At 48.7% G+C, this 25,392-nt stretch carries 24 protein-coding genes and 1 other annotated feature; of the genes, 1 reads left to right on the forward strand and 23 read right to left on the reverse strand.

What is annotated here, in order from left to right:
- Positions 1-24 precede the first annotated feature (24 nt).
- Positions 25-996: a zinc-binding dehydrogenase gene (locus ACN9MT_RS10295; RefSeq protein WP_035406862.1), complete on the forward strand. Its 972-nt coding sequence runs from the start codon at positions 25-27 to the stop codon at positions 994-996.
- A gap of 111 nt (positions 997-1,107) precedes the next feature.
- Here ACN9MT_RS10295 and ACN9MT_RS10300 read toward each other — a convergent pair whose 3' ends face one another.
- The 23 genes from ACN9MT_RS10300 to ACN9MT_RS10410 all read right to left on the reverse strand — a co-directional run bounded on the left by ACN9MT_RS10300 (position 1,108) and on the right by ACN9MT_RS10410 (position 25,358).
- Positions 1,108-1,917: a GNAT family N-acetyltransferase gene (locus tag ACN9MT_RS10300; RefSeq protein WP_035406859.1), complete on the reverse strand. Its 810-nt coding sequence runs from the start codon at positions 1,915-1,917 to the stop codon at positions 1,108-1,110.
- An 81-nt stretch (positions 1,918-1,998) separates the two neighbouring features.
- Positions 1,999-2,640: an orotate phosphoribosyltransferase gene (gene pyrE / locus ACN9MT_RS10305; RefSeq protein ID WP_426273508.1), complete on the reverse strand. Its 642-nt coding sequence runs from the start codon at positions 2,638-2,640 to the stop codon at positions 1,999-2,001.
- Positions 2,628-3,329 (reverse strand): orotidine-5'-phosphate decarboxylase, encoded by a 702-nt coding sequence (gene pyrF, locus ACN9MT_RS10310; protein WP_035406852.1) that lies wholly within the window; start codon positions 3,327-3,329, stop codon positions 2,628-2,630. Before pyrF ends, pyrE begins: the two co-directional genes overlap by 13 nt.
- Entirely contained in the window at positions 3,304-4,233 is a 930-nt protein-coding gene (locus ACN9MT_RS10315; RefSeq protein WP_426273510.1) for a dihydroorotate dehydrogenase, read from the reverse strand. Before ACN9MT_RS10315 ends, pyrF begins: the two co-directional genes overlap by 26 nt.
- A complete protein-coding gene (locus ACN9MT_RS10320) occupies positions 4,233-4,964 on the reverse strand; it encodes an NAD-dependent dihydroorotate dehydrogenase B electron transfer subunit (RefSeq protein WP_308101770.1) in 732 nt (243 codons plus the stop codon). Before ACN9MT_RS10320 ends, ACN9MT_RS10315 begins: the two co-directional genes overlap by 1 nt.
- Positions 4,961-8,170 (reverse strand): carbamoyl-phosphate synthase large subunit, encoded by a 3,210-nt coding sequence (carB, locus tag ACN9MT_RS10325; protein ID WP_426272154.1) that lies wholly within the window; start codon positions 8,168-8,170, stop codon positions 4,961-4,963. The genes ACN9MT_RS10320 and carB overlap by 4 nt, the downstream gene beginning before the upstream one ends.
- A complete protein-coding gene (locus ACN9MT_RS10330; protein WP_035406843.1) occupies positions 8,163-9,251 on the reverse strand; it encodes a carbamoyl phosphate synthase small subunit in 1,089 nt (362 codons plus the stop codon). The genes carB and ACN9MT_RS10330 overlap by 8 nt, the downstream gene beginning before the upstream one ends.
- Positions 9,244-10,515, reverse strand: a complete 1,272-nt coding sequence (locus tag ACN9MT_RS10335) for a dihydroorotase (protein WP_426272155.1) — start codon at positions 10,513-10,515, stop codon at positions 9,244-9,246. The genes ACN9MT_RS10330 and ACN9MT_RS10335 overlap by 8 nt, the downstream gene beginning before the upstream one ends.
- Complete coding sequence (locus ACN9MT_RS10340) at positions 10,499-11,434, reverse strand: aspartate carbamoyltransferase catalytic subunit (RefSeq protein WP_035406837.1); 936 nt, start codon at positions 11,432-11,434, stop codon at positions 10,499-10,501. The genes ACN9MT_RS10335 and ACN9MT_RS10340 overlap by 17 nt, the downstream gene beginning before the upstream one ends.
- Positions 11,435-11,554: 120 nt before the next feature.
- Positions 11,555-12,877, reverse strand: a complete 1,323-nt coding sequence (locus ACN9MT_RS10345; RefSeq protein ID WP_290785182.1) for a uracil-xanthine permease family protein — start codon at positions 12,875-12,877, stop codon at positions 11,555-11,557.
- A gap of 51 nt (positions 12,878-12,928) precedes the next feature.
- Positions 12,929-13,459, reverse strand: coding sequence for a bifunctional pyr operon transcriptional regulator/uracil phosphoribosyltransferase PyrR (gene pyrR / locus ACN9MT_RS10350; RefSeq protein ID WP_035409506.1), 531 nt, complete (start codon positions 13,457-13,459; stop codon positions 12,929-12,931).
- 248 nt (positions 13,460-13,707) lie between these two features.
- Entirely contained in the window at positions 13,708-14,631 is a 924-nt protein-coding gene (locus ACN9MT_RS10355; protein ID WP_426272156.1) for an RluA family pseudouridine synthase, read from the reverse strand.
- A complete protein-coding gene (gene lspA / locus ACN9MT_RS10360; protein ID WP_056062334.1) occupies positions 14,628-15,104 on the reverse strand; it encodes a signal peptidase II in 477 nt (158 codons plus the stop codon). The genes ACN9MT_RS10355 and lspA overlap by 4 nt, the downstream gene beginning before the upstream one ends.
- Positions 15,105-15,176: 72 nt before the next feature.
- The gene (gene ileS / locus ACN9MT_RS10365) at positions 15,177-17,912 is read right to left on the reverse strand and encodes an isoleucine--tRNA ligase (RefSeq protein ID WP_329468790.1); all 2,736 of its coding nucleotides are present in this window, start codon (positions 17,910-17,912) and stop codon (positions 15,177-15,179) included.
- A 57-nt stretch (positions 17,913-17,969) separates the two neighbouring features.
- Positions 17,970-18,210 (reverse strand) — a binding site (T-box leader).
- Positions 18,211-18,732, reverse strand: a complete 522-nt coding sequence (locus tag ACN9MT_RS10370) for a DivIVA domain-containing protein (RefSeq protein ID WP_023468794.1) — start codon at positions 18,730-18,732, stop codon at positions 18,211-18,213.
- 25 nt (positions 18,733-18,757) lie between these two features.
- Positions 18,758-19,528 carry an RNA-binding protein gene (locus ACN9MT_RS10375; RefSeq protein ID WP_035406822.1) on the reverse strand — a complete coding sequence of 257 codons (771 nt, stop codon included), beginning with the start codon at positions 19,526-19,528 and terminating at the stop codon, positions 18,758-18,760.
- A complete protein-coding gene (locus ACN9MT_RS10380) occupies positions 19,525-19,800 on the reverse strand; it encodes a YggT family protein (protein WP_035406819.1) in 276 nt (91 codons plus the stop codon). Before ACN9MT_RS10380 ends, ACN9MT_RS10375 begins: the two co-directional genes overlap by 4 nt.
- A 2-nt stretch (positions 19,801-19,802) precedes the next feature.
- On the reverse strand, positions 19,803-20,300 hold the full coding sequence (locus tag ACN9MT_RS10385; RefSeq protein WP_035406816.1) for a cell division protein SepF: 498 nt from the start codon (positions 20,298-20,300) through the stop codon (positions 19,803-19,805).
- A 22-nt stretch (positions 20,301-20,322) separates the two neighbouring features.
- Positions 20,323-20,994, reverse strand: a complete 672-nt coding sequence (locus ACN9MT_RS10390) for a YggS family pyridoxal phosphate-dependent enzyme (protein ID WP_035406814.1) — start codon at positions 20,992-20,994, stop codon at positions 20,323-20,325.
- Entirely contained in the window at positions 20,981-21,757 is a 777-nt protein-coding gene (pgeF, locus tag ACN9MT_RS10395) for a peptidoglycan editing factor PgeF (RefSeq protein WP_035406811.1), read from the reverse strand. Before pgeF ends, ACN9MT_RS10390 begins: the two co-directional genes overlap by 14 nt.
- 84 nt (positions 21,758-21,841) lie before the next feature.
- Positions 21,842-22,996: a cell division protein FtsZ gene (ftsZ, locus tag ACN9MT_RS10400; RefSeq protein WP_029342137.1), complete on the reverse strand. Its 1,155-nt coding sequence runs from the start codon at positions 22,994-22,996 to the stop codon at positions 21,842-21,844.
- Positions 22,997-23,044: 48 nt separating this feature from the next.
- Positions 23,045-24,349 carry a cell division protein FtsA gene (gene ftsA, locus ACN9MT_RS10405; protein WP_035406809.1) on the reverse strand — a complete coding sequence of 435 codons (1,305 nt, stop codon included), beginning with the start codon at positions 24,347-24,349 and terminating at the stop codon, positions 23,045-23,047.
- Between the two features lie 229 nt (positions 24,350-24,578).
- On the reverse strand, positions 24,579-25,358 hold the full coding sequence (locus ACN9MT_RS10410) for a cell division protein FtsQ/DivIB (RefSeq protein ID WP_035406806.1): 780 nt from the start codon (positions 25,356-25,358) through the stop codon (positions 24,579-24,581).
- Between the last annotated feature and the right edge of the window lie 34 nt (positions 25,359-25,392).

Consider the following 25,392-nt stretch of genomic DNA (forward strand, 5'->3'; position numbering starts at 1 on the left):
GTATTCGAAAGGAGCTTATTAAACATGAAAGCATGGTTAAACCACTCAGGTACAGCCATTGATCAATGGACATTCGAAGAGGTCAAGACACCGACGCCAGGAGAAGGACAAGCCTTGATTCGCGTCAAGACGGTCGCACTGAATCCCGTCGACTATAAGGCAACCAAAAATCCAGCTTGGACGTTCCCGCATATTCCGGGCGTTGACCTAGCGGGTGTCGTCGAACAAATCGGACCCGGCGCAGAAGTGAAAATCGGCGATCGTGTAGCGATTCATACGAACCTGCAACGCGATGGTGCTTTTGCTGAATACGTACTTGTTGATACACGTGCTCTTGCCCCGATTCCAGAAGACGTCTCATTCGCTGAAGCCGCTGCGATTCTTTGCGCAGGCATGACAGCTTATGAAGCGATCGTCCAAAAGATGAATACGACAGGTAAAGAGACGATTCTCATCCATGCTGGTGCAGGTGGTGTGGGTGGCATCGGCATTCAACTCGCAAAACGCCTGGGTCTTAAGGTCGCGACGACTGCTTCAACGGAAAACCATGAGTGGGTCAAGCGACTCGGTGCCGATCTTGCCATCGACTACAAAAAAGAAAATGTAACCGAGGTCATTCGCGATTGGACGAATGATCGCGGCGCTGACTTGATTTTCAATACGGTCGGTCGAAATGAAGCAACAGCAGATCTCGGACGTCTTGCCTTCTCGGGTCAACTCGCCTTCATCGCCGGCGGTCCTGATCAATCGGTCGTCAAGCCATTCACGCTCTCCCCTTCGATCCATGAAGTAGCACTTGCGGCTGCTTATGCAAGCGAAGATGACCGCGCGATCCGAAACCTTGGTCATATGGCAAGTGAATTATTACAACTCGTCGCAACGAAAGAACTCGATCCACTCGTCACAGAGGAGATTCCAGCAGCGGACATCGTCAAAGGATTACAACGTCTATCTGAACGTCACGTCCGTGGTAAAATCATCGCTAAATTTAACTAATACTTGCCGCGGCACAAAACAGCCGACTGTCCTTAGATAATAGGACGGTCGGCTGCTGTCGTACTCTATTTTTTAATTCCTGAACGTTGACTGAAAAAGCATCAGCCATGTTCACCGGTAGCGTTCTTGTTTTTTGATATGTAAGGATCGTCCGACTAACTCGAAACCGACATGCTGATAGATTTTATTCGCTGTCTGGTTCGACCAATCGGTATAGAGCGTCACGACCGGATAAGACTGTAGGAGGTGTTCAGATAGTTTTGCGACAAGATAAGAAGCATATCCATTCCCACGTAGTTTTTTCGGCGTATAGACATAAGAAATCGTAATCCCAGTTTGCGTGGGACGTGTCGCTGCCGCCATCGCTACGAGCGTATTTCCGCTAAACAATCCGAACAAGCTTCCTTGCTGAATGTGTCGCGTCATTGACTGATGGAGTTGCGTAAGCTGTCGATCAGATGGACGCGTTTCGACCTCATATAAAAATCCGGACGCAAATTCTAAGGCTTGTTGTCCTTCATCGTTCGAAACCGGTCGGAAGACGACGTTCTCCGGAACATGTGGCATCTCGACCTTCGTCAATGCATACATCCCTTGTTCCATATGTACCTCATACATGGAATGTGGGAGTAAAAGCGGCGCTAAGATGGCCTGTTCTCCGACGAATCCTGGACTATCCAGAATTCGCGCAAGCTTTCGAATCCCTTCTTGCGAGAACATATCCCCTGCGACGATGACTTGCTCCGGTATCGTTTGCAATATGACGAGACGATGATCGCCTTCTTGTGCCGTTGCCATCAAGAGCGGTTCATCCCCACGTTCTAATATACCTAGAATCAACTGATGCGTATCTGGACGTTCAAGCAGAAACGGGAGGACGACCATTTTGAATTGTTCATAATCACGATAATGCGTCACCATAGTCGACGACCTCCTTTATTTCTATAGTGTACCAAATCATTCACTAGAAATCGTAGGTCGTCCGACGGAATCTATCTGTTTTTACACGTTTGCGGTAAAACGTTCGCTCCAAGCAACTGGGTCCTTCGACCAATCTGCCAATTGTTCCTGTTCTTCTACCGTGATATCCCCTTGTTGTTGTGCCGTTTCGAGTAACGCTTCGAACGTCAATAATGCATCCGCGTCAATCTTCGCGTCTCGGAGATTGTTCTTCAAGCGTTCCATCCCGTAAGAGAAAATCGCTTGAATCCGAATGACGTTCGCTCCCTTTGCTTGGAGTGCTTCCGCTGCCTCGATCGCAGACATCCCCGTTGATAATAAGTCTTCGATGACGACGACGCGTTGGCCTGGTTGAATAACACCTTCGATTTGATTACCTTTCCCGTGTTTCTTACTGCCACTACGCACGTAGACCATCGGTAACCCTAATCGTTCCGCGACGAATGCCGCGTGAGGAATACCTGCTGTCGCTGTTCCGGCAACGACTTCGATTCCTAAATCCTTCACTTTCTCAGCGAGGGCATCGGCAATCAAAGAGCGGACTTTTGGGTACGAAAGTGTCAACCGATTATCGCAATAGATCGGAGAACGGAGCCCACTCGCCCACGTATACGGATCGTTTGGAGATAACGTGACGGCTTTGATATGGAGTAATGCATTTGCAATTGGATTTACCATGATAATTGCCCCTTCCATTCTTCGAGTAACGCCTGATAGACCTGTTCTGGTTGTTTGGCACGTGTAATCGGGCGACCAATCACTAAATCCGTCGCTCCATTTCGACGCGCATCAAGAACGGTCGCGACTCGCTTTTGATCATCTGCTTCATTACTAGAAGGACGAATACCTGGTGTGACAAAACGGAAGTCCGTTCGGCAAACTTCGATTAGTTCAGGAAGATCGAGCGCCGAACAGACGATACCATCTAGTCCGGCTGCTTCTGCCAGTTGCGCATACTCACGAACGACTGCTGGCATCGCTCCTTCAACCTTTAAGTCGCGTAACATCGCTTCATCCGTCGATGTCAACTGCGTCACGCCGATTAGTTGTGTCTTAGCATTCGTTTCACGAAGTCCTTCTCGCGCTGCGATCATCATCTCTTTCCCACCGGCAACATGGACGTTCGTCAATTCAACACCTAATTGCCCGATGATGCGCATCGTCCGGCGCGCCGTCTCTGGAATGTCATGGACTTTGACATCGAGGAATACAGCGTGCCCACGCTCGACGAGTTTTTGGACGAACGATCCCCCTGCAGCATAAAATAATTCCATCCCAACTTTTACGGCTGGTCGTGTCTCTTCGAACTGTTCGAGGAACGAAAACGCTTCTGCTTCGGTCGGAAAATCAAGCGCGATGTAAAGTTGATTCATATGCTTTCCCCCTGATGTCTAAAATATGGTCGATGCCGAGTTCATCCATGCGATCCGGTAACTGCTGGATTAATTCTTGACAGATATATGGATTGACGAAGTTTGCGGTACCGACGGCCACAGCGGAAGCCCCAGCGTATATCATTTCTAAGACGTCATCGACTTCCATCACGCCACCCATCCCGATAATAGGAATCGAGACAGCTTGTGCGACATCATGAATCATCCGAATCGCGACTGGCTTGATGGATGGACCGGATAATCCACCAATCCGGTTGGCAAGGATTGGCTGTCCCGTTCGGACATCGATTCGCATCCCAACGAGTGTGTTGATCATCGTCAGCCCGTCTGCACCTGCTGCTTCGACGGCACGTGCCATCTCGACGATTGAAGTGACATTCGGTGAAAGCTTAACGTAAACCGGTTTGGTCGAGACCTGTTTGACTCGACGCGTTAATTCAGCGGCAAGCAACGGATCCGTTCCGAACTGGATTCCACCTGATTTGACGTTCGGACAGGAGATATTTAATTCCAATGCATGAATGCCAAGGTGACGGCTCATTTTTTCTGCGACAAGCTCATACTCTTCTGGTGTCGATCCGGCGACATTCGCAATGATTGCTGTATCAAACGTCTCAAGGAACGGTAGTTTTTTCGTTAAGATACCATCGACACCCGGATTTTGGAGACCGATTGCATTCAACATCCCCATTCCACTCTCCGCGACACGCGGCGTCGGATTTCCGTAACGTTCTTCGCCCGTCGCTGCTTTAATCATGATTGCCCCAAGCTCTGATAGATCATATAACTTCGCGTATTCCTCACCGAATCCAAAACATCCAGATGCCGGCATGATCGGGTTTTTCAAGGAAAGTCCTGGCAACTCGACACGTAATCGTTCCATCATAATACGACCTCCTCTGCCCGAAAGACTGGACCATCGGAACAAGTCTTGACGTACCCGCCTGTTGGTGTTTTACAGACACAGGCAAAACAAGCACCGATGCCGCACCCCATTCGATTTTCGATGGAGAGATACTTATGCTCAATCGGTTGTTGCTGGAGTGACCGCAACATCGGCTCTGGTCCGCAAGCGAGTAACACATCATAGCTTTCCGGATGTAAGGCAACCGTAACGAACCCTTTCATTCCATGCGTTCCATCAACCGTCGAGACCGTCGTCTTACCAAGTGCTTGGAATTCCGCTTCGTAAAAGACACTCGTTGCCGTATCAAATCCTAGAATCGCTTCACACGTCACACCACGCGCGACAAGTTGGCGCATCGTCTCATACAGCGGCGGTACCCCAATCCCTCCACCAACGAGAACGACCCGTTGATCTCGGTTGATGGCGTCGATCGGAAAACCGTTTCCGAGTGGTCCGAGGGCATCGATTTTGTCGTCGGGACGCAAGGAAGCTAGTTCTGCTGTCCCTTGTCCGATTTCTTTAAAAAGAAACGTAATCAGATCACGATCGACCCGAGCAATCGAGATCGGTCGGCGTAAGAGTGGACCGACGCGTAGATGCATGAATCGCCCCGGCGCAATGTCCTGCGGTTGCTCGAGGCGACAGACGAGTTCTGTCGCGCCTTGAGCTACCGTTCGTCGAGAGACGACCGTCAAGAGTTGCTTCATTGGATCACCACTTTCTTTTCGTGTGTGAAGGCTTGAATCGCACTCGCTTCGAACGAGCGACTCTCGATGACGCGTAGAATCGCTTCCGCCGTATCGAGTGATGTTAGACAAACGACTTGATTCTCCGCTGCTGCCCGGCGAATGATGAAGCCGTCTTTCGTGACTTGTGAGTCGCGACTCATCGTATTGATGACATACTCGATCTCCCCTTTTTCAATCACGTCGAGCATCGATTCGGAAGACGAGTCGATTTTACCGACCGTCTGAACCGGTAACCCTTGCTCCGTCAAGTACGCTGCCGTTCCTTCCGTCGCAAGCAACGTGAATCCAAGTGAGGCAAAGCGTCGTGCGAGATCCGTCATTTCTGCTTTGTCCGGGTCTGCGACCGTCAAGAGAACACGACCGTGTTCTGGAATCGCTATCCCCGAAGCAAGCAATCCTTTGTAGAGTGCTTTTTCAAGTGTTCGGTCTGTTCCAATGACTTCTCCGGTCGATTTCATTTCCGGTCCGAGCGTCGGGTCGACTTCTTTAAGCTTCGCAAACGAGAAGACCGGTACTTTGACCGAGACGAGCGATTCTTCCGGTAGGACACCACTTGTTAACCCGTAAGAAGCGAGCGTTTCACCGAGAATGATGTCCGTCGCGAGCCGCGCGACCGGAAGTCCCGTCACTTTCGAGATGAATGGCACCGTCCGGCTGGCACGCGGATTGACTTCAAGAACATAGAGTGCGCCGTCCGCATAGACGAACTGGATGTTGAGCAATCCTTTGATGCCGAATGCTTTGGCGATTCGTGTCGTGTAGTCGACGATCCGGTCCTTGATGTCTTGGGAGACACGTTGTGGCGGATAAACTCCAATCGAGTCACCTGAGTGAACACCGGCACGTTCGATATGCTCCATGATGCCTGGAATGACGACATCTGTTCCATCACAGATCGCGTCGACTTCGAGTTCGATTCCTGTCAGGTAACGGTCGACGAGGACCGGTCGTTCCGGTGAGGCGATGACCGCGTGTTTCATGTAATGTTCCAGTTCTTCTTGTGCATAGACGATTTCCATTGCCCGACCGCCGAGGACATACGATGGACGAACGAGGACCGGGTAACCGAGTGACGCTGCTGCCGTGACCGCTTCTTCGACCGTGACGGCCGTTTTACCTGGTGGCTGTGGAATGTCGAGCGCCGTCAACGCTGCTTCGAACTGTTTTCGGTCCTCTGCCCGGTCTAAATCCTCAAGCGATGTCCCGAGGATTTTTACACCTTCTGCTGCTAATGACTCAGCTAAGTTGATTGCTGTCTGGCCACCGAACTGGACGATGACACCGAGCGGACGTTCATTTCGGATGACTTCGAGGACATCCTCCGTCGTTAATGGTTCAAAGTAGAGTCGATCGGAAATCGAGAAGTCGGTCGACACGGTTTCCGGATTGTTGTTGACGATAATTGCTTCATAGCCAGCTTGACGAATCGCTTGAATCGAATGGACTGTCGCATAGTCGAACTCGACTCCTTGACCAATCCGGATCGGACCCGATCCTAAGACGAGGATCGAAGAACGATTCGTCGCGATTGCCTCATTTTCGCGTTCGTATGTTCCATAGTAGTACGGTGTATCAGAAGCGAACTCTGCCGCACACGTATCGACCATTTTATACACAGGATGAATCGCTTGCGCTTCACGCATCCGGCGAATCTCTGTTTCCGTTTGTCCTGTGATCCGAGCGAGCATTGGGTCACTGAATCCATACCGCTTCACATGAAGTAGCAGTTCAGGTGTCAAACCGGTAGCGACCGATTGCTCAAGTTGCCAAATGTGCTGTAGCTTTTCGAGGAATAAGCGATCAATTGCCGTCCAAGCATGAATCTGTTCGACGCTATAGCCGCGGACAAAACCAGCGTATAAGGCGAAAAGTCGATCATCTGTCGCCTGGCGAATCGCTTGTTGCAAAGCATCATCTGCCATTTCGATGAAGCGTGGCATGTACAAATCCGCTGTACCGATTTCAAGCGAACGAACGGCTTTCAGTAATGCCTCTTCCATCGTCCGCCCCATTGCCATAACCTCACCGGTCGCCTTCATCTGTGTCCCGAGCGTCCGATCTGCCGTTTCGAATTTATCGAACGGCCAGCGCGGAATTTTGGCGACAACATAATCGAGTGCCGGTTCGAACGAAGCAAAGCTCGTCTCGGTGATCGGGTTCTTTAATTCAGATAAGGCATACCCGACGGCAATCTTTGCAGCAAGTTTTGCGATCGGATAACCGGTCGCTTTTGAAGCAAGTGCGGACGAGCGGGAAACACGTGGATTGACTTCGATGACATAGTAGTCAAAGCTCGTCGGATCTAGCGCGAACTGGATGTTACATCCACCTTCGATACCGAGTGCGCGAATGATATCGAGCGAGACGTTACGTAGCAGTTGATAATCGCGATCCGATAACGTTTGCGTCGGAGCAAAGACGATCGAGTCTCCGGTATGAACACCGACCGGATCGAAGTTTTCCATCGCACAGACGATGATGGCTTGGTTCGTTGCATCACGCATGACTTCAAATTCGACCTCTTTCATCCCAGCAATTGATTTTTCAAGGAGTACTTGTGTTGCCGGACTTGCCTTGAGTCCCCCTTCGACGATTCGCGTGAACTCTTCCGGTGTATGGGCGATTCCACCACCCGTTCCTCCGAGTGTATATGCTGGACGGATGATGATTGGTAGACCAATCTGTTGTCGGAATTGTTGTGCTTCTTCGAGCGAATGCACGATTTCACTATCCGGTACGCCATGTCCGCGTCTAAACATCAGTTGACGGAACAAATCACGATCTTCTGCCTCTTCGATTGCTGATAATTTCGTTCCGAGCAACTCGACATTGTATTCAGCTAGGACACCAAGACGATCTAGTTCAACAGCCAAGTTCAGACCCGTCTGACCGCCAAGTGTCGCAAGTAAGGCGTCTGGTCGTTCCTTCCGGATGATCCGCGAAACGAACTCTGCTTGAAGAGGCTCGATGTAGACACGATCAGCAACTGTTGGATCTGTCATGATTGTCGCTGGATTCGAGTTGACGAGGATGACTTCATATCCTTCTTCCTTTAAGGCTTGACACGCTTGTGTTCCTGCGTAGTCGAATTCAGCGGCTTGTCCGATTACGATTGGACCGGACCCGATAACGAGAATCTTCTGGATATCTTGACGTTTAGGCATGAGAGACCTCCTGTTGTTTCGTGATTTCTTCTAAAAACTGTTGGAATAGACCGTTCGCATCCATTGGACCGGGTGATGCTTCCGGATGATACTGGACGGAGAAGACGGATGCTGACGTATGACGGATGCCTTCGACCGTTCCATCGTTGATTGCGAGATGCGTTACTTCAAGCACTGTATGTTGCAATGATTGTTCATCGACGGCATATCCATGGTTTTGCGACGTGATGTCGACGCGACCTGTCCGGATATCTTGGACGGGATGATTCGCACCCCGGTGACCGAATGGCAGTTTGAACGTATCCGCGCCATGTGCTAGTGCAATCAACTGGTGCCCAAGACAAATTCCGAAGATGACGACTTTCCCTGTCAATTCTTGAATCAGCGGAATCGCTGTCGGGACATCCTTTGGGTTCCCTGGTCCGTTCGACAGCATCACACCGTCTGGACGATAGCGTAAGACTTCCGTTGCGCTCACGTCGTATGGTACGACGACAACTTCACAGCCGCGTTTGACAAGTTCGCGGACGATTCCGAGCTTCGCTCCGAAGTCGACGAGAACGATTCGTGGTCCAGCTCCTGGGATGATATACGCCCGTTCCGTTGAAGCACGTTTGACTTGATTCGTCTCGATTGGTGCATCTTGCAGGTGGCTTAATTCCTCTTCTAGGTCGAACTCTCCATCAACGAGTCGGCCGCGCATGACGCCTTTCGAGCGGATATGTCGTGTTAACTGTCGCGTATCGATTCCACTTAATCCTGGAATATCAAGATCTCGAAGAGCTGCATCGAGCGACATCTCACTCCGGAAGTTCGACGGTGTTTGGCAATGTTCGCGGACAATCAATGCTTTAGCGAGTGGACGCGTCGTTTCATAGTCTTCTCGATTGACTCCGTAATTGCCGATCAACGGATTCGTCAGCACGATCATCTGATCACAGTAAGATGGATCCGATAGCATCTCTTGATAACCAGTCATTCCGGTTTGGAAGACGACCTCTCCTGTTGTTGTCGTGTCCGATCCAAACGCCGTTCCTTCAAACGTCATACCATCCTCTAACACCAGTGTCCGTTTACGCATGTGCTATGTCCTCCTTGAATACGATTTCTCCCTTGACGAGCGTCATGACCGGGAATCCTTTTAACCGTTCTCCTGCGAACGGTGTGTTCTTACCTTTTGAACGGAACCGTTCCGGTGAAACCGTCCGCTCCGTCTCTAGATCAAGCAGGACTAAGTCTGCTTCCGCTCCCACTTCGAGTTTCCCGTAAGGTAGTTCAAAAATCGCTGCTGCCTTGTCCGTCAAATTCCGAATCAGTGTCTCAAGTGTCATCTTGTCTTCAGCGACAAGCTTCGTATAGAGGAGCGGGAATGCTGTCTCGAATCCTGTGATGCCAAACGGGGCGCGTTCGATACCGAGTGCCTTCTCTTCTGCTGCATGAGGAGCGTGATCCGTTGCGATGCAATCAATCGTTCCGTCTGCTAATCCTTCGAGCAATGCTTGGCGATCTGCCTCACTCCGCAGTGGTGGATTCATTTTAAAGTTCGGATCCTGATTCGATATGTCTTCATCGATCAATACAAGATGGTGCGGTGTGACTTCTGCTGTCACTCGGATCCCTGCTCGTTTGGCGTCACGAATGACGCGAACGGATTCTTTCGTCGAGACATGACAGACGTGATAATGACAGCCGGTTTCTTCTGCAATCAGGACATCACGTGCGATGTGGATACTCTCAGAAAGCGATGGAATACCTTGCAAACCTTCCCGTCGACTGTAGTTTCCTTCGTGCACACATCCTGCTTTTAACGAATCATCTTCGCAGTGGGCAACAATCGTCTTCCCGAGCCGTGCTGCATGTTGCATTGCCGTTCGCATGACGGCTGCCGTCTGGACCCCGACACCATCATCCGTGAATGCCACGGCATCCGTTAATTGATCGAACGCGACGAGTTCTTGTCCGAGTTGATTTTTTGAAATCGCCGCGTAAGGCAAAACCCGGACAGATGCCGTCTCTTCAATCTTTTGGAACAATGCATCAAGTGTTTGACGATCGTCCGGTACGGGACGCGTATTCGGCATCGGACAAATCGTCGTAAATCCACCAGCTGCCGCAGCTGCCGTACCTGTCGCAATTGTCTCCTTATGTTCGCCGCCCGGTTCCCGCAGGTGGACATGGATGTCGACGAATCCTGGTGCAACGAATAATCCGGAAGCATCAATGACCGTTTCCCCAACTTGCGGTATTGCTGCTAAGTCCGTGATTTTTCCAGCTTCGATTCGAATATCCCCTGTTCGAACTTTTCCAGCCTCGTACCATCTCGCATTTTCAATTCGTGTTGTCATCTGCATCGTCTCCTTTGATTGTTTTCATCGAAAAGCACCATTCCAGAATCGCCATTCGCGCAAAGACACCATTTTTCATCTGTTCAAAAATCCGCGATTGCGGGTGTTCGACGAGTTCGTCGGCAATCTCGACTCCGCGATTGACCGGTGCCGGATGTAGGACGATCGCTGAAGGTTTCAGTCGATTCATCCGCTCATGCGTCAATCCATGTGTGACGTGATAGACATCTGGATCAAACCGTGTCGTTCCGTCATGCCGTTCGTGCTGGACTCGAAGCAACATCAAGATGTCACACTGTTCAACTGCTTCGTCCATTGAAAGATACGGTATTCCCATCGCTTCGTCATACCATTCGCGTGGCCCTGATCCATAGACGATGGCGCCAAGTCGTTTTAAGATATCGGCATTCGACCGAGCGACACGACTATGTTGTAAATCCCCACAGATGACGACTACTTTTCCTACAATCGTTCCAAACGTCTCGACCATTGTCATCAAATCAAGCAAGGACTGCGATGGATGCTGTCCGCTCCCGTCTCCTGCATTGATGATCGGAATATCGAGTGTCTGAATCAATTCTTCATAATAACCGGTGTCACCGTGACGAATGACCAATCCATCGGCGCCAATCGCTTCGAGTGTTTTGCACGTATCGTGTAACGTCTCCCCTTTTTGCACGGATGACGTCGCTGTTTCAAACGGCAGTAGATGCATGTTCAAACGATGCTCTGCCATTTCAAAGGAAGAGCGTGTCCGCGTCGAGTTTTCAAAAAACAGATTGACGAGTGTCTTGTCGGAAAAGTCTGGTGCCGGTTCGCCTTGTTTAAAAGCGAGACTACGTTCAATCAACGAATTGATCTCCGTTATGGATAAGCTTTCTAAATTGACGAAATGTCGGGTTTGCAAGATCGTTTTCATGTATTTCACTCCTTCAGGTCATGAAAAAGGCGCACCTTCTAAGTGAAGGTGCGCCGAAAGAAGACAGAGGAGTCCCTGCATCTTTTCATGGCCTTCACTTTATCGTTCTCTCGGAACGTCTTAAAAGTTGTTCGCTACAGATTGAGTTGTAGAGTTTTCCGTTGTTTCAACTGTTTCTTCGACCTGTTCCGTCGTTTTCGGAAGGATCAGATTCAGGATGATCCCAAGGATCGTCGCCAGTGCCATACCTTCGAGGGAGAAGTTCCCGATTTTCAAGGCGGCCCCTCCGATTCCCGTGACAAGAATGACAGCTGTGATCGTCAAGTTCCGTTTATCAGCAAGGTCGATCTTACTTTCCGTCAGTGTCCGGAGACCGTTTGACGCGATGACTCCGAATAAGAGAATACTGATGCCACCCATGACTGGTGTAGGAATCGTCTTGATGAATCCTTCGACATATCCGAGGAATCCGAAGCTGATAGCAAGAACCGCTGCCCCACCTAGGACGAAGACACTGTAGACCCGTGTGATCGACATGACGCCGTTGTTCTCACCGTACGTCGTAACCGGTGGTCCACCAAGCATCGAAGCGACTGTCTTCGCGATTCCGTCGCCAAGTACTGTCCGGTGCATCCCTGGATCAAGGAGCGTCTCGCGCCCAATGATCCGTGATGTCACTTTTTGTTCGCCGATGTGCTCCGTCAGTGTGACGAGCGTCACGGGAACGATCAGAAGCAAGGCAGCTGTATTCCATGATGGTGTGTAATTCAAGAACGGAATCGTGAAGTCCGGCACGTGGAAGAACGTTGCCTGTTGAAGTGGTTTGAAGTCAATGATTCCGACCGATGCCGCAACGAGATAACCGACCGTGATTCCGAACAGGATCGGAATCGTGCTCCACATTCCTTTTAAATACGTCATTGCGAGAAGTGTGACACCGAGCGTGACCATCGCGACGAGGAAGTAAAGTCCGTTGTACTTACCGTCCGCTCCGTTCATCGCCATGTTGACAGCGGTCGGGGCAAGCGATAACCCGATAACCATGATGACCGGACCGATGACGACAGGCGGGAGTAAGCGAAGCAACCAAGCAGCCCCCGTGTAACGGATGAGAAGTGAGACAAGTCCGTAGACGAGTCCAGCGACCATTCCGCCGATTAAGGCGTCCTCGACACCCCACCGTTCACTGACGGCGATGATCGGGGCGATGTAGGCAAAACTAGAACCAAGATATGTGGGTACTTTGAAGCGAGTGACGGCGAGGAAAATCAGTGTGCCGACTCCGCTTGCGACGAGTGCAACCGATGTGTTGAGTCCCGTTAAGAGTGGGACGAGCACGGTCGCACCAAACATCGCGAAGACGTGTTGTAGGCTGAGCATCAGCCAATTTAGAGGGTGAGTAGGTACTTCTTGTACATCAAGTACTGCGGCATGTTTTGCCATATGGATGACTCCCTTTCTGGTCTCTCTGGACCACCTTAAAGGTTTTGATTTTTAGCGTTTAATGAATACTTGATCGGCTTCGTCGACTTCAGCGAGCGCGACGACGACTTGCTCGTCACGTGACGTCGGAACGTTCTTGCCGATGAAATCTGGACGGATCGGTAACTCTCGATGCCCACGATCGACGAGGACAGCGAGTTGAATCATACTCGGTCTTCCGTGGTCGACGAGTGCGTCCATCGCGGCACGGACGGTGCGTCCTGTGTAGAGCACATCGTCAACGAGGACGACGATTTTTCCGGTAATGTCTTCCGGTAGATCAGATCCTTTTATTTCTGGCTCTAAACTTCGCTTTGACAAGTCATCTCGGTACATTGAGATGTCGACGACACCGAGTAAGACCGGCTTTCCTTCGATCTGTTCGATCCGCTTCGCAAGGCGGCGCGCGAGTGTCTCACCACGCGTCTTGATTCCGACGATCATTAAATCAGCAATGCCTTTGTTACGTTCGATGATTTCATGGGCGATCCGTGTCAGTGCGCGTCCAATCGCGGCTTCATCTAAGATGACGGCTGGTTTCATAGTTTCTCCTTTCATACAAAAGACCTTCTGCGGAAATCCGCAGAAGGTCATCGAAGACAGAATCATGGCATACGTCTTGTATGCATGCCTACGCACGTTTGTGGTAGGTTCTCCCTTTCGCAGCCTCTCCGGACTCGATTAAAGGTGATACTAGTTTGGTAGGATCATCGCTCGGACGACCGAAGTGTCAGTAGAGGATGTCTCGCATCGCTCTCTAGGTGATACTCTACCGTTTTATTAGAAAAACGTCAAGACTCTAATTCAAGTTTTTTCAGTTGACCAATCTCGAATGTCATCTCTTCTGGGAGTGGTGCTTCAAAACGCATCCATTCGCCTGTCCGTGGATGTTCGAAGCCGAGAACCGCAGCATGCAAGGCTTGACCATTCATTTTCATCGTCTTACGTGGACCATATTTCGGGTCACCGGCAAGCGGGAAACCGATATAACGCATGTGGACACGGATTTGGTGTGTCCGCCCTGTTTCGAGTTTACATTCCACGACTGTAAACCCTTCGTACCGATCGAGAACACGGAAATGGGTTACGGCAGATTTTGAATTCTTATCCGTTACCGTCATCCGTTGACGATCGTTCTTATCGCGTCCGATCGGTGCTTCAATCGTTCCGAGCTCGTGCGGAATCTCACCGTGTACGAGCGCAATGTAGAGACGTTCCGTCGTTTTCTCTTTCAACTGATGCGCGAGTGATTCATGCGCTAAGTCGTTCTTAGCAACCATCAACAGACCAGACGTGTCCTTATCGATTCGGTGAACGATTCCTGGACGTTTGACACCATTAATGCCCGAGAGATCTTGACAATGATGTAATAAGGCATTGACTAGGGTCCCTGAGACATGACCTGCAGCTGGGTGGACGACCATTCCTTTTGGTTTGTTGACGACAATGACATCTGAGTCCTCGTAGACGACCTCAAGCGGGATATCTTCTGGTAAAATCTCAAGTTCTACCGCTTCCGGGATATGAACGGCAATCGATTCTGTTCCCGATAATTTATAGTTTGGTTTAACGACACGACCATCGACTTCGACGCGTCCCGCTTTTAACCATTCCTGTACTTGCGAACGCGACCATTCATTTTGATCTGCGAGCCACTTATCAATGCGCCCTGTCGCTCCATCCGCTTGTACGGACCATGTTTCTACTTCATTCATTTATCCATCGTTCCTTTCTTAGTCAACCGTTCTTCGAACATGACGCTAATCAGCATCGTGATGACACCAAACGTCAAACAGACGTCTGCGACATTAAAGATCGGGAAATTATAGCCGAACGGGAAGAAGTGGAAGAAATCAACGACTTCTCCTCGAACCATTCGATCAATGAAATTTCCGATCGCACCACTAAGTAGTAGCGAGATACTCCAAGCAAATACCTTATTTTTCGTGCCTTCCTTGTAGAGGAAGTAAATCAATCCAATGACGACGATAATCGTGACGAAGAAGAAGAAGCCGAATTTACCTTCGAGCATTCCCCATGCGGCGCCACGGTTCCGATACGAGTTGAGATAAAAGAAATCCGGAATGACTGTGATCGCTTGACCGATCGTCATATTTTGAACGACGATCCATTTCGTCAACTGGTCGATTCCAACGAGTAAAGCAGCAATCCCTAAGTAAAGCCACATCCTATTGTCCTCCGCATCCAAAAATAATGAGGGACGTCCTGCGAAGTCGCAGTCGCCCCTCCCTTTGTATCATTATAAAGAATTGACGACTTCAGTACAACGTGGGCAAAGCGTCGGATGAGCCGGATCTTGTCCGAGTTCTGTCGAATATGTCCAACAACGTTCACATTTTTCACCGTCAGCTTTTTGAACTGTAATACCAGTCGTCTCATACATCTTATTCGTTGTATCCACGAATTCGAGTTGTGAGACTTGGAGCAACTGCTCAAGATGATCAATCGTTTTAAGCAATGCTTTTGTTTCTTCCTTCGGTGCAAGCAAGAGTTTTGCTTCGAGTGTCTTACCGACGAGTTTCTCGACGCGTGCTTCCTCGAGTGCTTTTAAGACATCATCACGGAATGTCAGGAACGCGTTCCATTTCTCGATGAGAGCAAGTCCTTCTTCTGAGACTTCGACCGTTTCTGGAAGGTCCGTCAAGAAGATGCTCTTCGTCTCAACAGCTGGTACGAATTCCCATGCTTCGTCTGCCGTGTGTGGCAAGACAGGTGCCATCAATTGCAACAAGGCGACGACTGTATCATACATGACCGTCTGAACCGCACGACGCGATGTCGCGTCTGCTTTTTCGATATACAGGATATCTTTCGTGTAATCGAGGTAGAACGACGACAAATCAAGGACACAGAAGTTGTGGAGCAATTGATAGACCGACATGAAGTCGTACGCATCATAAGCCGCTTTTACTTTTCCAACAAGTTGGTCCAGTTTCGTACGCATGAAACGGTCTGACTCTGGTAAGTCTTCAAATGCGACTCGGTGCGTCGCAGGATCGAATTGATCCAAGTTTCCGAGAAGGAAACGAACCGTGTTCCGGATTTTACGATATGATTCTGAGACTTGTTTGAAGTTATCCATCGATGCCCGAACATCAGCTTGATAATCGACAGATGCCACCCACAAACGAAGGATCTCTGCTCCGAATTGTTGCATGACTTGGATTGGTGCAATCGTGTTACCAATCGATTTCGACATCTTGCGACCTTGACCATCCAGAACGAATCCGTGACTGACGACCGCTTTGTATGGTGCTTTCCCAGTCGTTGCGACGGCTGTCGATAGCGACGAGTTAAACCAACCACGGTATTGGTCAGAACCTTCAAGATAGAGATCCGCTGGACGTGTCAATTCAGGACGTGTCGCAAGGACACCGGCATGTGATGAACCAGAATCGAACCAGACATCCATGATGTCCGTTTCTTTTTTGAAGATACCGTTCGGACTTGCTGGATGTGTGAATCCTTCAGGAAGCAAGTCGACTGCTTCGCGCTCATACCAGACATTTGATCCGTGAGTTGCAAATAGATTCGCGATATGATCAATCGTTTCTGGTGTGACGATTTCCGTTCCATCTTCAGCGTAGAAGATTGGAAGTGGAACGCCCCAAGCACGTTGACGGGAGATGACCCAGTCGCCGCGGTCTTTGAACATGTTGTGGAGACGTGTTTCACCCCACTCTGGTACCCACTGGACGCCTTTGATCTCATCAAGGATTTCCGCACGGAAGTCTTTGATTGAAGCGAACCACTGTGGCGTTGCCCGGAAGATGACCGGTTTTTTCGTCCGCCAGTCGTGTGGATACGAGTGTTTGATGAATGACAGTTTTAAGAGAGCGCCTGCTTCTTCGAGTGCGAGACCGATTTCTTTGTTCGCATCTTCATAGAACATGCCTTCGAATCCAGGAGCTTCTGCCGTCATGACACCTTTATCGTCAACTGGGCAGAGAACGTCAAGCCCGTATGCTTGACCAATACGGAAGTCATCTTCCCCGTGTCCTGGAGCTGTATGAACGACACCCGTCGCTTCAGCTGTAACGTGGTCGCCAAGCATGACGAGTGATTCACGGTCATAAAGCGGATGTTTCGCTTTCACGTACTCGAAGTCCGCACCGTTGAAGACACGTCCAATTGTCGCGTCTTCCCATCCGAGCGCTTCGATGACTTCTGGAACAAGTGTTTCCGCTACGATATATCCTTTTCCTTGATACTCGATCCGCGCATACGTCAATTCCGCACTGACAGAGATTCCAAGGTTCGCTGGGATCGTCCATGGAGTGGTCGTCCAGATGACGAAATGATCCGTCGGCTCAAGGATGTTTTTTCCATCCATGACTTGGAATGCGACATAGATCGCAGCTGACCGTTTGTCTTGATATTCGATTTCTGCTTCAGCTAGTGCTGATTCAGAAGACGGTGACCAATAGACCGGCTTTTTCCCTTTATAGATATAGCCTTTGTTCGCCATGTCCCCGAACAAACGAATTTGAGCTGCTTCAAATTCTGGTTGAAGCGTGATATATGGATTGTCATAGTCACCGAGAACACCGAGACGTTTGAATTGATCACGTTGGTGATCGACTTGTTCGAGCGCATATTTCGCACATAACTCACGGAATTCCGCGACCGTCATCGATTTGCGGTCAACACCTGCTTTTTGAAGTGCTGTCTCGATAGGCAAGCCATGTGTGTCCCAACCTGGTACGTAAGGGGACTGGAAGCCATTCATCGATTTGTAACGGACGATGATGTCTTTTAAGACTTTGTTTAATCCGTGACCCATGTGGATGTCACCGTTCGCATAAGGAGGACCATCGTGAAGAATGAACGTCGGTTTTCCAGCATTCTTTTCTTGGACCGCAGCATAGAGATTCATCTCTTCCCATCGTGCTTGCATATCCGGCTCACGTTTTGGCAAGTTGCCTCGCATTAAAAACTCCGTTTTCATCATCAATAAGGTTTCTTTGTAATCCATCTGACCATCTCTCACCTTTCGCTTTAAAAGTACAAAAAAAGCCAAGCTCATCCCTGAGATAGGGACGAGCTTGGCTGAACTCGCGGTACCACCCTACTAATCCTGCTCGTCTGTTCGACGACGCAGGACCGCTTAAGAACTCGCTAACGGGAGTGAACCGGCATGACTTACTGTTCGGAGAACGTTCAGTCATACACTCTAAGGGGATATCCCATCTCTTTCGTTGCTCGGGCTTCCACCATTTCCCGATTCGCTGTCAACTGTCCAAGATGCGACGTGTCCTTATCATTGATTTTATTTATACGACATCGTCGTCATTATACGCAACTGCTGGAACATCGTCAAGCGCTCCACGAGAAGAGAAATCAAATGCATCCCAGTCGTGGCTCGTCAATAATTCCATTTGAGCATCGATCAACACTTTGAAGCGATTGCGATAGAGCTCGATTTTCTTACGCATCTGTTCCACTTCGAAGTCCGTCCGTTGTGCCCGGCGTTGTGCCGCATCTTGCAATTGCTCTGCTTCGCGTTCTGCCTGTTTCAAGATCAAGCTTGCTTCTTTTGAAGCATTCGCTTTCACTTCTTCTGCCGCTTCCTGTGCGACAATAATCGATTTATTTAATGTTTCTTCCATCGAACTAAAGTAATCGACACGCGCTTGCATGTTTTGGATGACTTCCTGTTGTTGACGGTTCTCACGTAACAACAACTCAAAATCCTTGATGACCTGATCTAGGAATTCGTTCACTTCATCCTCGTCATAGCCGCGAAACTTTCGTGTGAACTCCTTATTATGAATATCGAGTGGCGTTAATGGCATGATGAATTCCTCCTCCGCATTTTTTTTATCCTTTTAAAATACCGTATTGTAGTTTGATTCGATCCCGTTTCGTTGATCCGAGAATTGCAATCAGTTTAACGCGTCCCGTTCCACGTAAGGAAAGCAGATCCCCTTCTTCAAGCATGAAACTCACGTCATCGACTACCTTATAATTCACTTTACTTTCACCCTGTTTAATGAGCGTCTGTGCCTTTTGACGGGAGAAGCCGAGAATTTCACTGACGACCGTATCGAACCGAAGTGAGCTGACGAACCCGAGCGTCTCTTCCCACTCTTGTTCCTTCACTTTCAAGCGATCTTCTGCGTCTACGCGCGAAAGACGAATCTTCGTCTTACCTGCGCGTTCGACGTTTGCTTCGATATATGTCGCAACTTCGTCCGCGACAGCAAATTGCACTTGATCCTGGATGATGACGTCGCCGAACTTGGCACGCTTCAATCCGACGTTCAATAATGTACCGGTGACTTGACGATGAGATAGTTCAACGAATTTAGTAGGATAATGAATGCGATAAATGGAAATGTCAAAGTCATCCGCGTTGTATTCATAATAGTCTGGTGCGAGGATTGCTCGTTTACGTTCGGCGCCTTCGAAACCGCCCTCAAAAAAGAGGGCGCATTTCGAACCGACGAGTTCTTGTGTGATTTGCTGTTCACGAGGGTCTAGAAAATCCGTTAATTTAAACGTATACGTCGCTTCCACGTGATCAATCCAGTTCAAGACCGAATCGACGAATTCCCGCTCGCTTCCACGATAATGATCATATACACTCATACGAAGAAGATAGCTCGGATACCGGATTGTGCCAAGTTCAAGACGAGAAAGGCAACAATCGGCGAGATATCTAGCATGCCTCCGATAGGCGGGATAATACGACGGAAGGGTGCTAGGAATGGCTCGACCAACATCGCGAGCACTTGTCCGAATTTCGAATCACGGGCATTCGGGAACCAAGATAGCAGAATGTACACAATCATGACATAACTATAATATTGTAATAACGTACTTAATGTACGACCAATCGCGTACATCACTTGTGAATCCATACTTACCACCCCTTATGATTAATATCATCTTCTCCTAGAAGATTCGAGATGCTACCAGCCAACTCGACATTGTTTGGAACACAGAGGAGGGTATTCTGACTGATCGTCGTGATCGTTCCATCGAGAGCGAAAACGACACCAGATAAGAAGTTGATCATCTGTCGTGATTGATCTTTTGACATACGTTGCATATTGACGATGACAGCACGGTTCTGACGAAGATGTTCTCCAATCTCTTGGGCTTCGTTAAAGACACGTGGTTCACTCAAGATGACCTGCGATTTCGTTTTTTTCGTCGCATGTAGCGGCACGATATTCGATTGTCTCACGCTGTCCTCCTTTTGAGTAACACTTGGGGTAGATTCCTCGTAATACTCTTCGTACTCTTGTTGTGAAGCACCTCTACCTTTATTTATTGTAGCATCATTTTCATATTCGAGTTCATCTAAATCATCGCTGTTGCCGAGAAATAGATTTTGCATTTTTGATTTGAAACCCATATCCATTCTCCCTTCTTCTCGTTTAGGTGTGAACGAGCGTCGTCCCGACTCGGACGAACGTCGCCCCTTCTTCGATGGCAATCTCAAAATCCGATGACATCCCCATGGATAACTCTGTACATGGAGCATACGACAATTTTTTTGCCTTGACCTCTTCTTGCAATGTTTTTAATGACCGGAATACCTCACGTATACGCGTCGTGTCTTCCGTCAACGGTGCCATCGTCATCAGTCCGATGACACGAATCGCGGGATACTGACCGATTTCGTGTAAGAACGACGGTACATCCTCCGGTGCAATACCTTGCTTCGATTCTTCTCCCGAGATATTGACTTGAATGAAACAATCAATGATTCGGTTCGTTCGTTTATTGATCTCTTCTGCCAAATGAAGACGATCGAGCGAATGCAGCACATCAATGGCATCGATGATCTGACGAACTTTACGCGTCTGTAACGTGCCGATGAAGTGCCATGTACAGGCTGTACGTCCAAGTTCTGCTTGTTTTTCGAGCAGTCCATCCGGACGATTTTCTCCAAGATGCGTTACACCGGCCTCTAATAATTCAGAAGCAACTTGACTTGAGACTGATTTCGTCACGCCAATCAACTGTACCTGCTTTTTGGATGAACTCTTTTCACTCGCTTGTTTTATCCGTCGTGTAACCTCTTGTACATTTTCAAGAATTGACATCCAATGACTCCTTTACGATCAAACTCGCGAACCGACCGCCGTGGTCGCCGTGGCGATAAGAGAAGTAATCTTCCGCCTGACAATGTGTACATAGACCTGAGTCAAGGACATCACCCACTCCACAACGCTCAGCAAGCGCAGCATTTGTTTTTTGTAGCGATAACATCGCTTTTCCATCTTCCTTGCGTATGTAAGGAGACTCATCGAGTTCAAGTGCGTCGATCGCATCGATAACGGGTTGATCGACTTCGTAACAACAATCACGAATCGATGGACCAATGACCATCTGAATCGATGAGCGACTCGCACCTGCACGCTCCATTTGTTTGACTGTCTCTTCAACGATATTGCCAACAGTCCCCCGCCATCCGGCGTGCGTATTCGCGATGATTCCTGTCGTCGGATCACAGAAGACAAGCGGAACACAATCAGCGAAGAGCATCATCAGTAAGACATTCGAATCAGTCGTCACCAATCCATCTGTACCCGGAATCGCTGTTTCGTAATCCAGAGCGCCGCGTCCGGAGTCAAGTGTCGTCACCTGTTCAACCTGATTCCCATGGATTTGCTGCGCCCAAATTGAGTTCTCAAGAGATAGATCAAGCTGTCGAGCAATGACTTGTCGGTTCTGGATGACGCCGTCACGATCATCGTTGACATGTAATCCTAAGTTACCGTTTCCATGTGGTGCTGCAAACTTCGTCGTAAAGGCGGCACGTACGGTACCTGTTGGTGTATCCCATTTGATCCATTGTCCAAACATGTTGATGCCTCCTTCGATTTTAAAAAAAGAGGCGCCGCTTTCGCGACACCTCTTGGTTTAGCAGTCGTGTCACTGGAACATCGATCAACGATTATTCCGGCGAAGGAAAGATGGGATGTCCATCGTTTCTTCGACATCTGGCGCTTTAGCTGGTTCAGGATTTGAGCTGACAGGCGTCTCTTCGACTTGTGGTTTAGACTCCTCTGTTGGTGGTGGAGTCGCTTGTTTTTTCTTCAATAGGTTTTTCATCATCTCTTGTGCGGATGGAATTTCGAAGTCGAGTGGTTCGTTTTCGAATTCTGTCGCGATGACTGTGACGATGATTTCATCTTCTAGGTTATCATTGATGACCGAACCGAAGATCAAGTTAACTTCCTCATCTGCTGCACTTTGAACGATCTGTGCGGCTTCCGTTACTTCATACAAGCTGAGGTTCGCACTACCCGTGATGTTCATTAGAACACCTTTCGCGCCTTCGATTGATGTTTCAAGCAATGGACTTGAAATCGCTTTTTTAGCGGCTTCCGTCGCGCGATGTTCACCTGTTGCGACACCTACACCCATCAAAGCAGAACCTTTTTCAGTCATGATCGTCTTCACATCGGCGAAGTCGAGGTTGATTAGACCAGGAACGGCAATCAAGTCCGTGATACCCTGTACACCTTGACGTAAGACGTTATCCGCTTCTTTGAACGCTTCAAGCATCGGTGTGTTCCGATCGACGATTTCAAGCAACTTATCATTCGGGATGACGATCAACGTATCGACTTTTTCTTTGAAGTTCTGGACACCAGAAACAGCATGTTGCATCCGTTTACGTCCTTCGAACATGAATGGCTTTGTCACGACACCGACTGTCAATGCGCCAATTTCTTTTGAAATCTCAGCGATGACTGGAGCAGCTCCTGTTCCAGTTCCGCCACCCATACCGGCTGTGACGAAGACCATGTCAGCTCCTGAAAGGATTTCTGTTAATTGTTCACGGCTCTCTTCTGCCGCTTTTTTACCGATTTCCGGATTTGCACCCGCACCGAGACCACGTGTCAATTTTGCGCCGAGTTGTAATTTCACGTCAGCTTGTGACATGTTCAATGCCTGAGCGTCTGTGTTTACAGCGATGAACTCTACGCCTTGGACACCGTGTTCAATCATTCGGTTGACGGCGTTCGAACCGCCACCGCCTACACCGATGACCTTGATTTTTGCTACTTGGTCCATCATTTCATCAAAATGCAACATAAAAAGGGCCCCCTAATATTTTTTACTCATTGGATTTTTTTGTAGGCATTAACCAAAGAATTTCTCAAAGAAACTACTGAATGACTTTTTCTCTTTTGGAGGCTGTTCACGCGTTGGTCGTTCTTCACGAGCAGGTGATGCCTGTTCGTTCATGAGCAGTGCATCCTGCTCACGTCCAGATGCTACGACTTCTTTCTCTTCTGCCCGGTCGAAACCTGATTTCGATACGGCGCTTCTTGAGAGTACATAACGTAACATACCAGCTGCAACGGCATACTTCGGATGACGAATACCAAGACTAGCAGGCTGATAAACATTGACGCTCTGCTTGAAAATCCGTTTTCCGAGCTGATCGATGCCAGGTAGTGAAGAACTTCCACCACATAAGATCAAGCCGCTATTCATGTGAGCGTATCCCGCTTGCGTCATTCGTTTTTGAATCATCTCGAAGATTTCCTCAAGTCGCGCTTCTAAAACGAATCCGATCTCTGATTGTGGTTCGAAACGATGTTCCCCGTTGATCGTGACGTATGAGACTTTCTCCTCCGGATCACCGAGTGCTTCGAGTGCAACGCCGTATTCTTCTTTAGCGAGTTTCGCATCTTGGTATTTGCAGTTCATCTTGTACGTCAAATCACGTGTCAGATGATCTCCACCGTAAGGCAACGTCGTCGAGTAGACGAGATCGTTCTTTTCATAGATGGAAAGCGTCGTCGTCTCATGTCCGATATCGATGATCCCAACACCGAGTTCTAGTTCATCAATCGATGCTGCGATTCTAGATACCGCTAAACTCTCCAGCACATATCCAGCAAGCTCTAAACCAGCCCGTTCAATGGAACGTTTAATGCTATGTAGGATCGTCTTCGCTCCGATGATGAGCTTCCCTGTTACTTCGAGACGATAACCAATCATTCCTCTTGGATCAGTGATTTCTGTTTGCTGATCAACCGTAAACGTCTTCGGCAAGACATCAACTACACTGAGTTCATTTGGAATTCGCATGACCATCGCAGAATGCAAGACATCTTTCACATCATCATCCGTGATTTCATTGTCCTCACCTTTGATTGACGTCATCCCCTGGCAATCCTTGACTTGAATGTGCTCGCCCGAAATAGCGACATATACTTCACCAATTGGTTCACCAAGTGTACGTTCCACTTCTGTGACCGCTTGTTTAATGGCATGTACCGTTTGATCGATGTCAACGATGACACCTCGTTTAACACCCGCGGATGGTGCAGAACCTTCAGCAAGAACGTTCAGCGTTCCACCAAGTAGTTCACCGACGATGAGCTTCACCTCCGATGTCCCAATGTCGAGTGCGGCAATCGTACCTTTCGTTTCCATGGGAGTGACACCTCCACTTTCATAATACTAATCCTTTTTATTCCTAATTATATTCTAGGAATAGATCAGGCTTCTTCTCGTTTAAGTCTACACTATATAAATACTTACGAAAAGAAGTTATTGCCCGTCTTAGCGTCCTAATAGATTACGATTTGATGACGATTCAAATAAAGGTCGACGAATGAAAACACATGTTTGTTTTTTTGTTCGTCAGCCCTTTACGAATCTTCTATTTTTTCCCTTTATATGGTTTGAAATAGATACCACCATCAATTGTAATTGTTCCTGTCTTTCCTTTTGGTAAGGCAGAAATGACCTTTACATATTCATTCAATGAATTGGAAAAGGCAGAAGTACTGAGCAAAACCGTATTCCCATCCGTCATGAACAACTTCAGACCACCTTTGTCAGTCTTATCATTAGCGACGATCTCGGATATCCGGCTCCGTACTTTCGGCTCGATTTTAACAAGCTCCTTCGTCAATCGATTTAGAGATTGATCGGTGAAGCCAGTCAGGATCGGAGCGTCAAACAATTCTTCCTTCGACTTACCGGGAATGATCGTTCCATCCGCAAGGACGATCCGGTCTCCCGGTTTATCTTTCGCATAGGCAATCTCTTTCTCTTCCGTCACCGTCACGCGATATTGGTGCAAAAATTGCTTTTGCATCGTTGCTTCTTGAATACCTGGGACCTTCTCAATCCGTTCAAGAACGTCTTCCTCTGACACATTAAAGGCATGTGTCTCTTTCACCTTGATCCCGGATGCTTGCAAAATATCCTCTGATTTCACATTGACGTTACCATCAACATCAAATCGAGCGACCCGGGAATAGCTTGACTGCAGATAAAAGACGACACCGACCAATAGACCAATCAAAATCAGGACATAAATGAGTCTTCGGTTAGCTTTTTTGCGACGTTGTTCACGGATATAAGGTATCTTATCCTCGAGACTGCGGACGTTCTTGTCCTCTTGCGGTCGTTCGACCGCTCTCCGTTCCCTCACGTCTCATTCCTCCTCTATACGTAACAGTTCATTT

Source organism: Exiguobacterium sp. R-17 (assembly GCF_049913315.1).
Classification (GTDB): domain Bacteria; phylum Bacillota; class Bacilli; order Exiguobacteriales; family Exiguobacteriaceae; genus Exiguobacterium_A.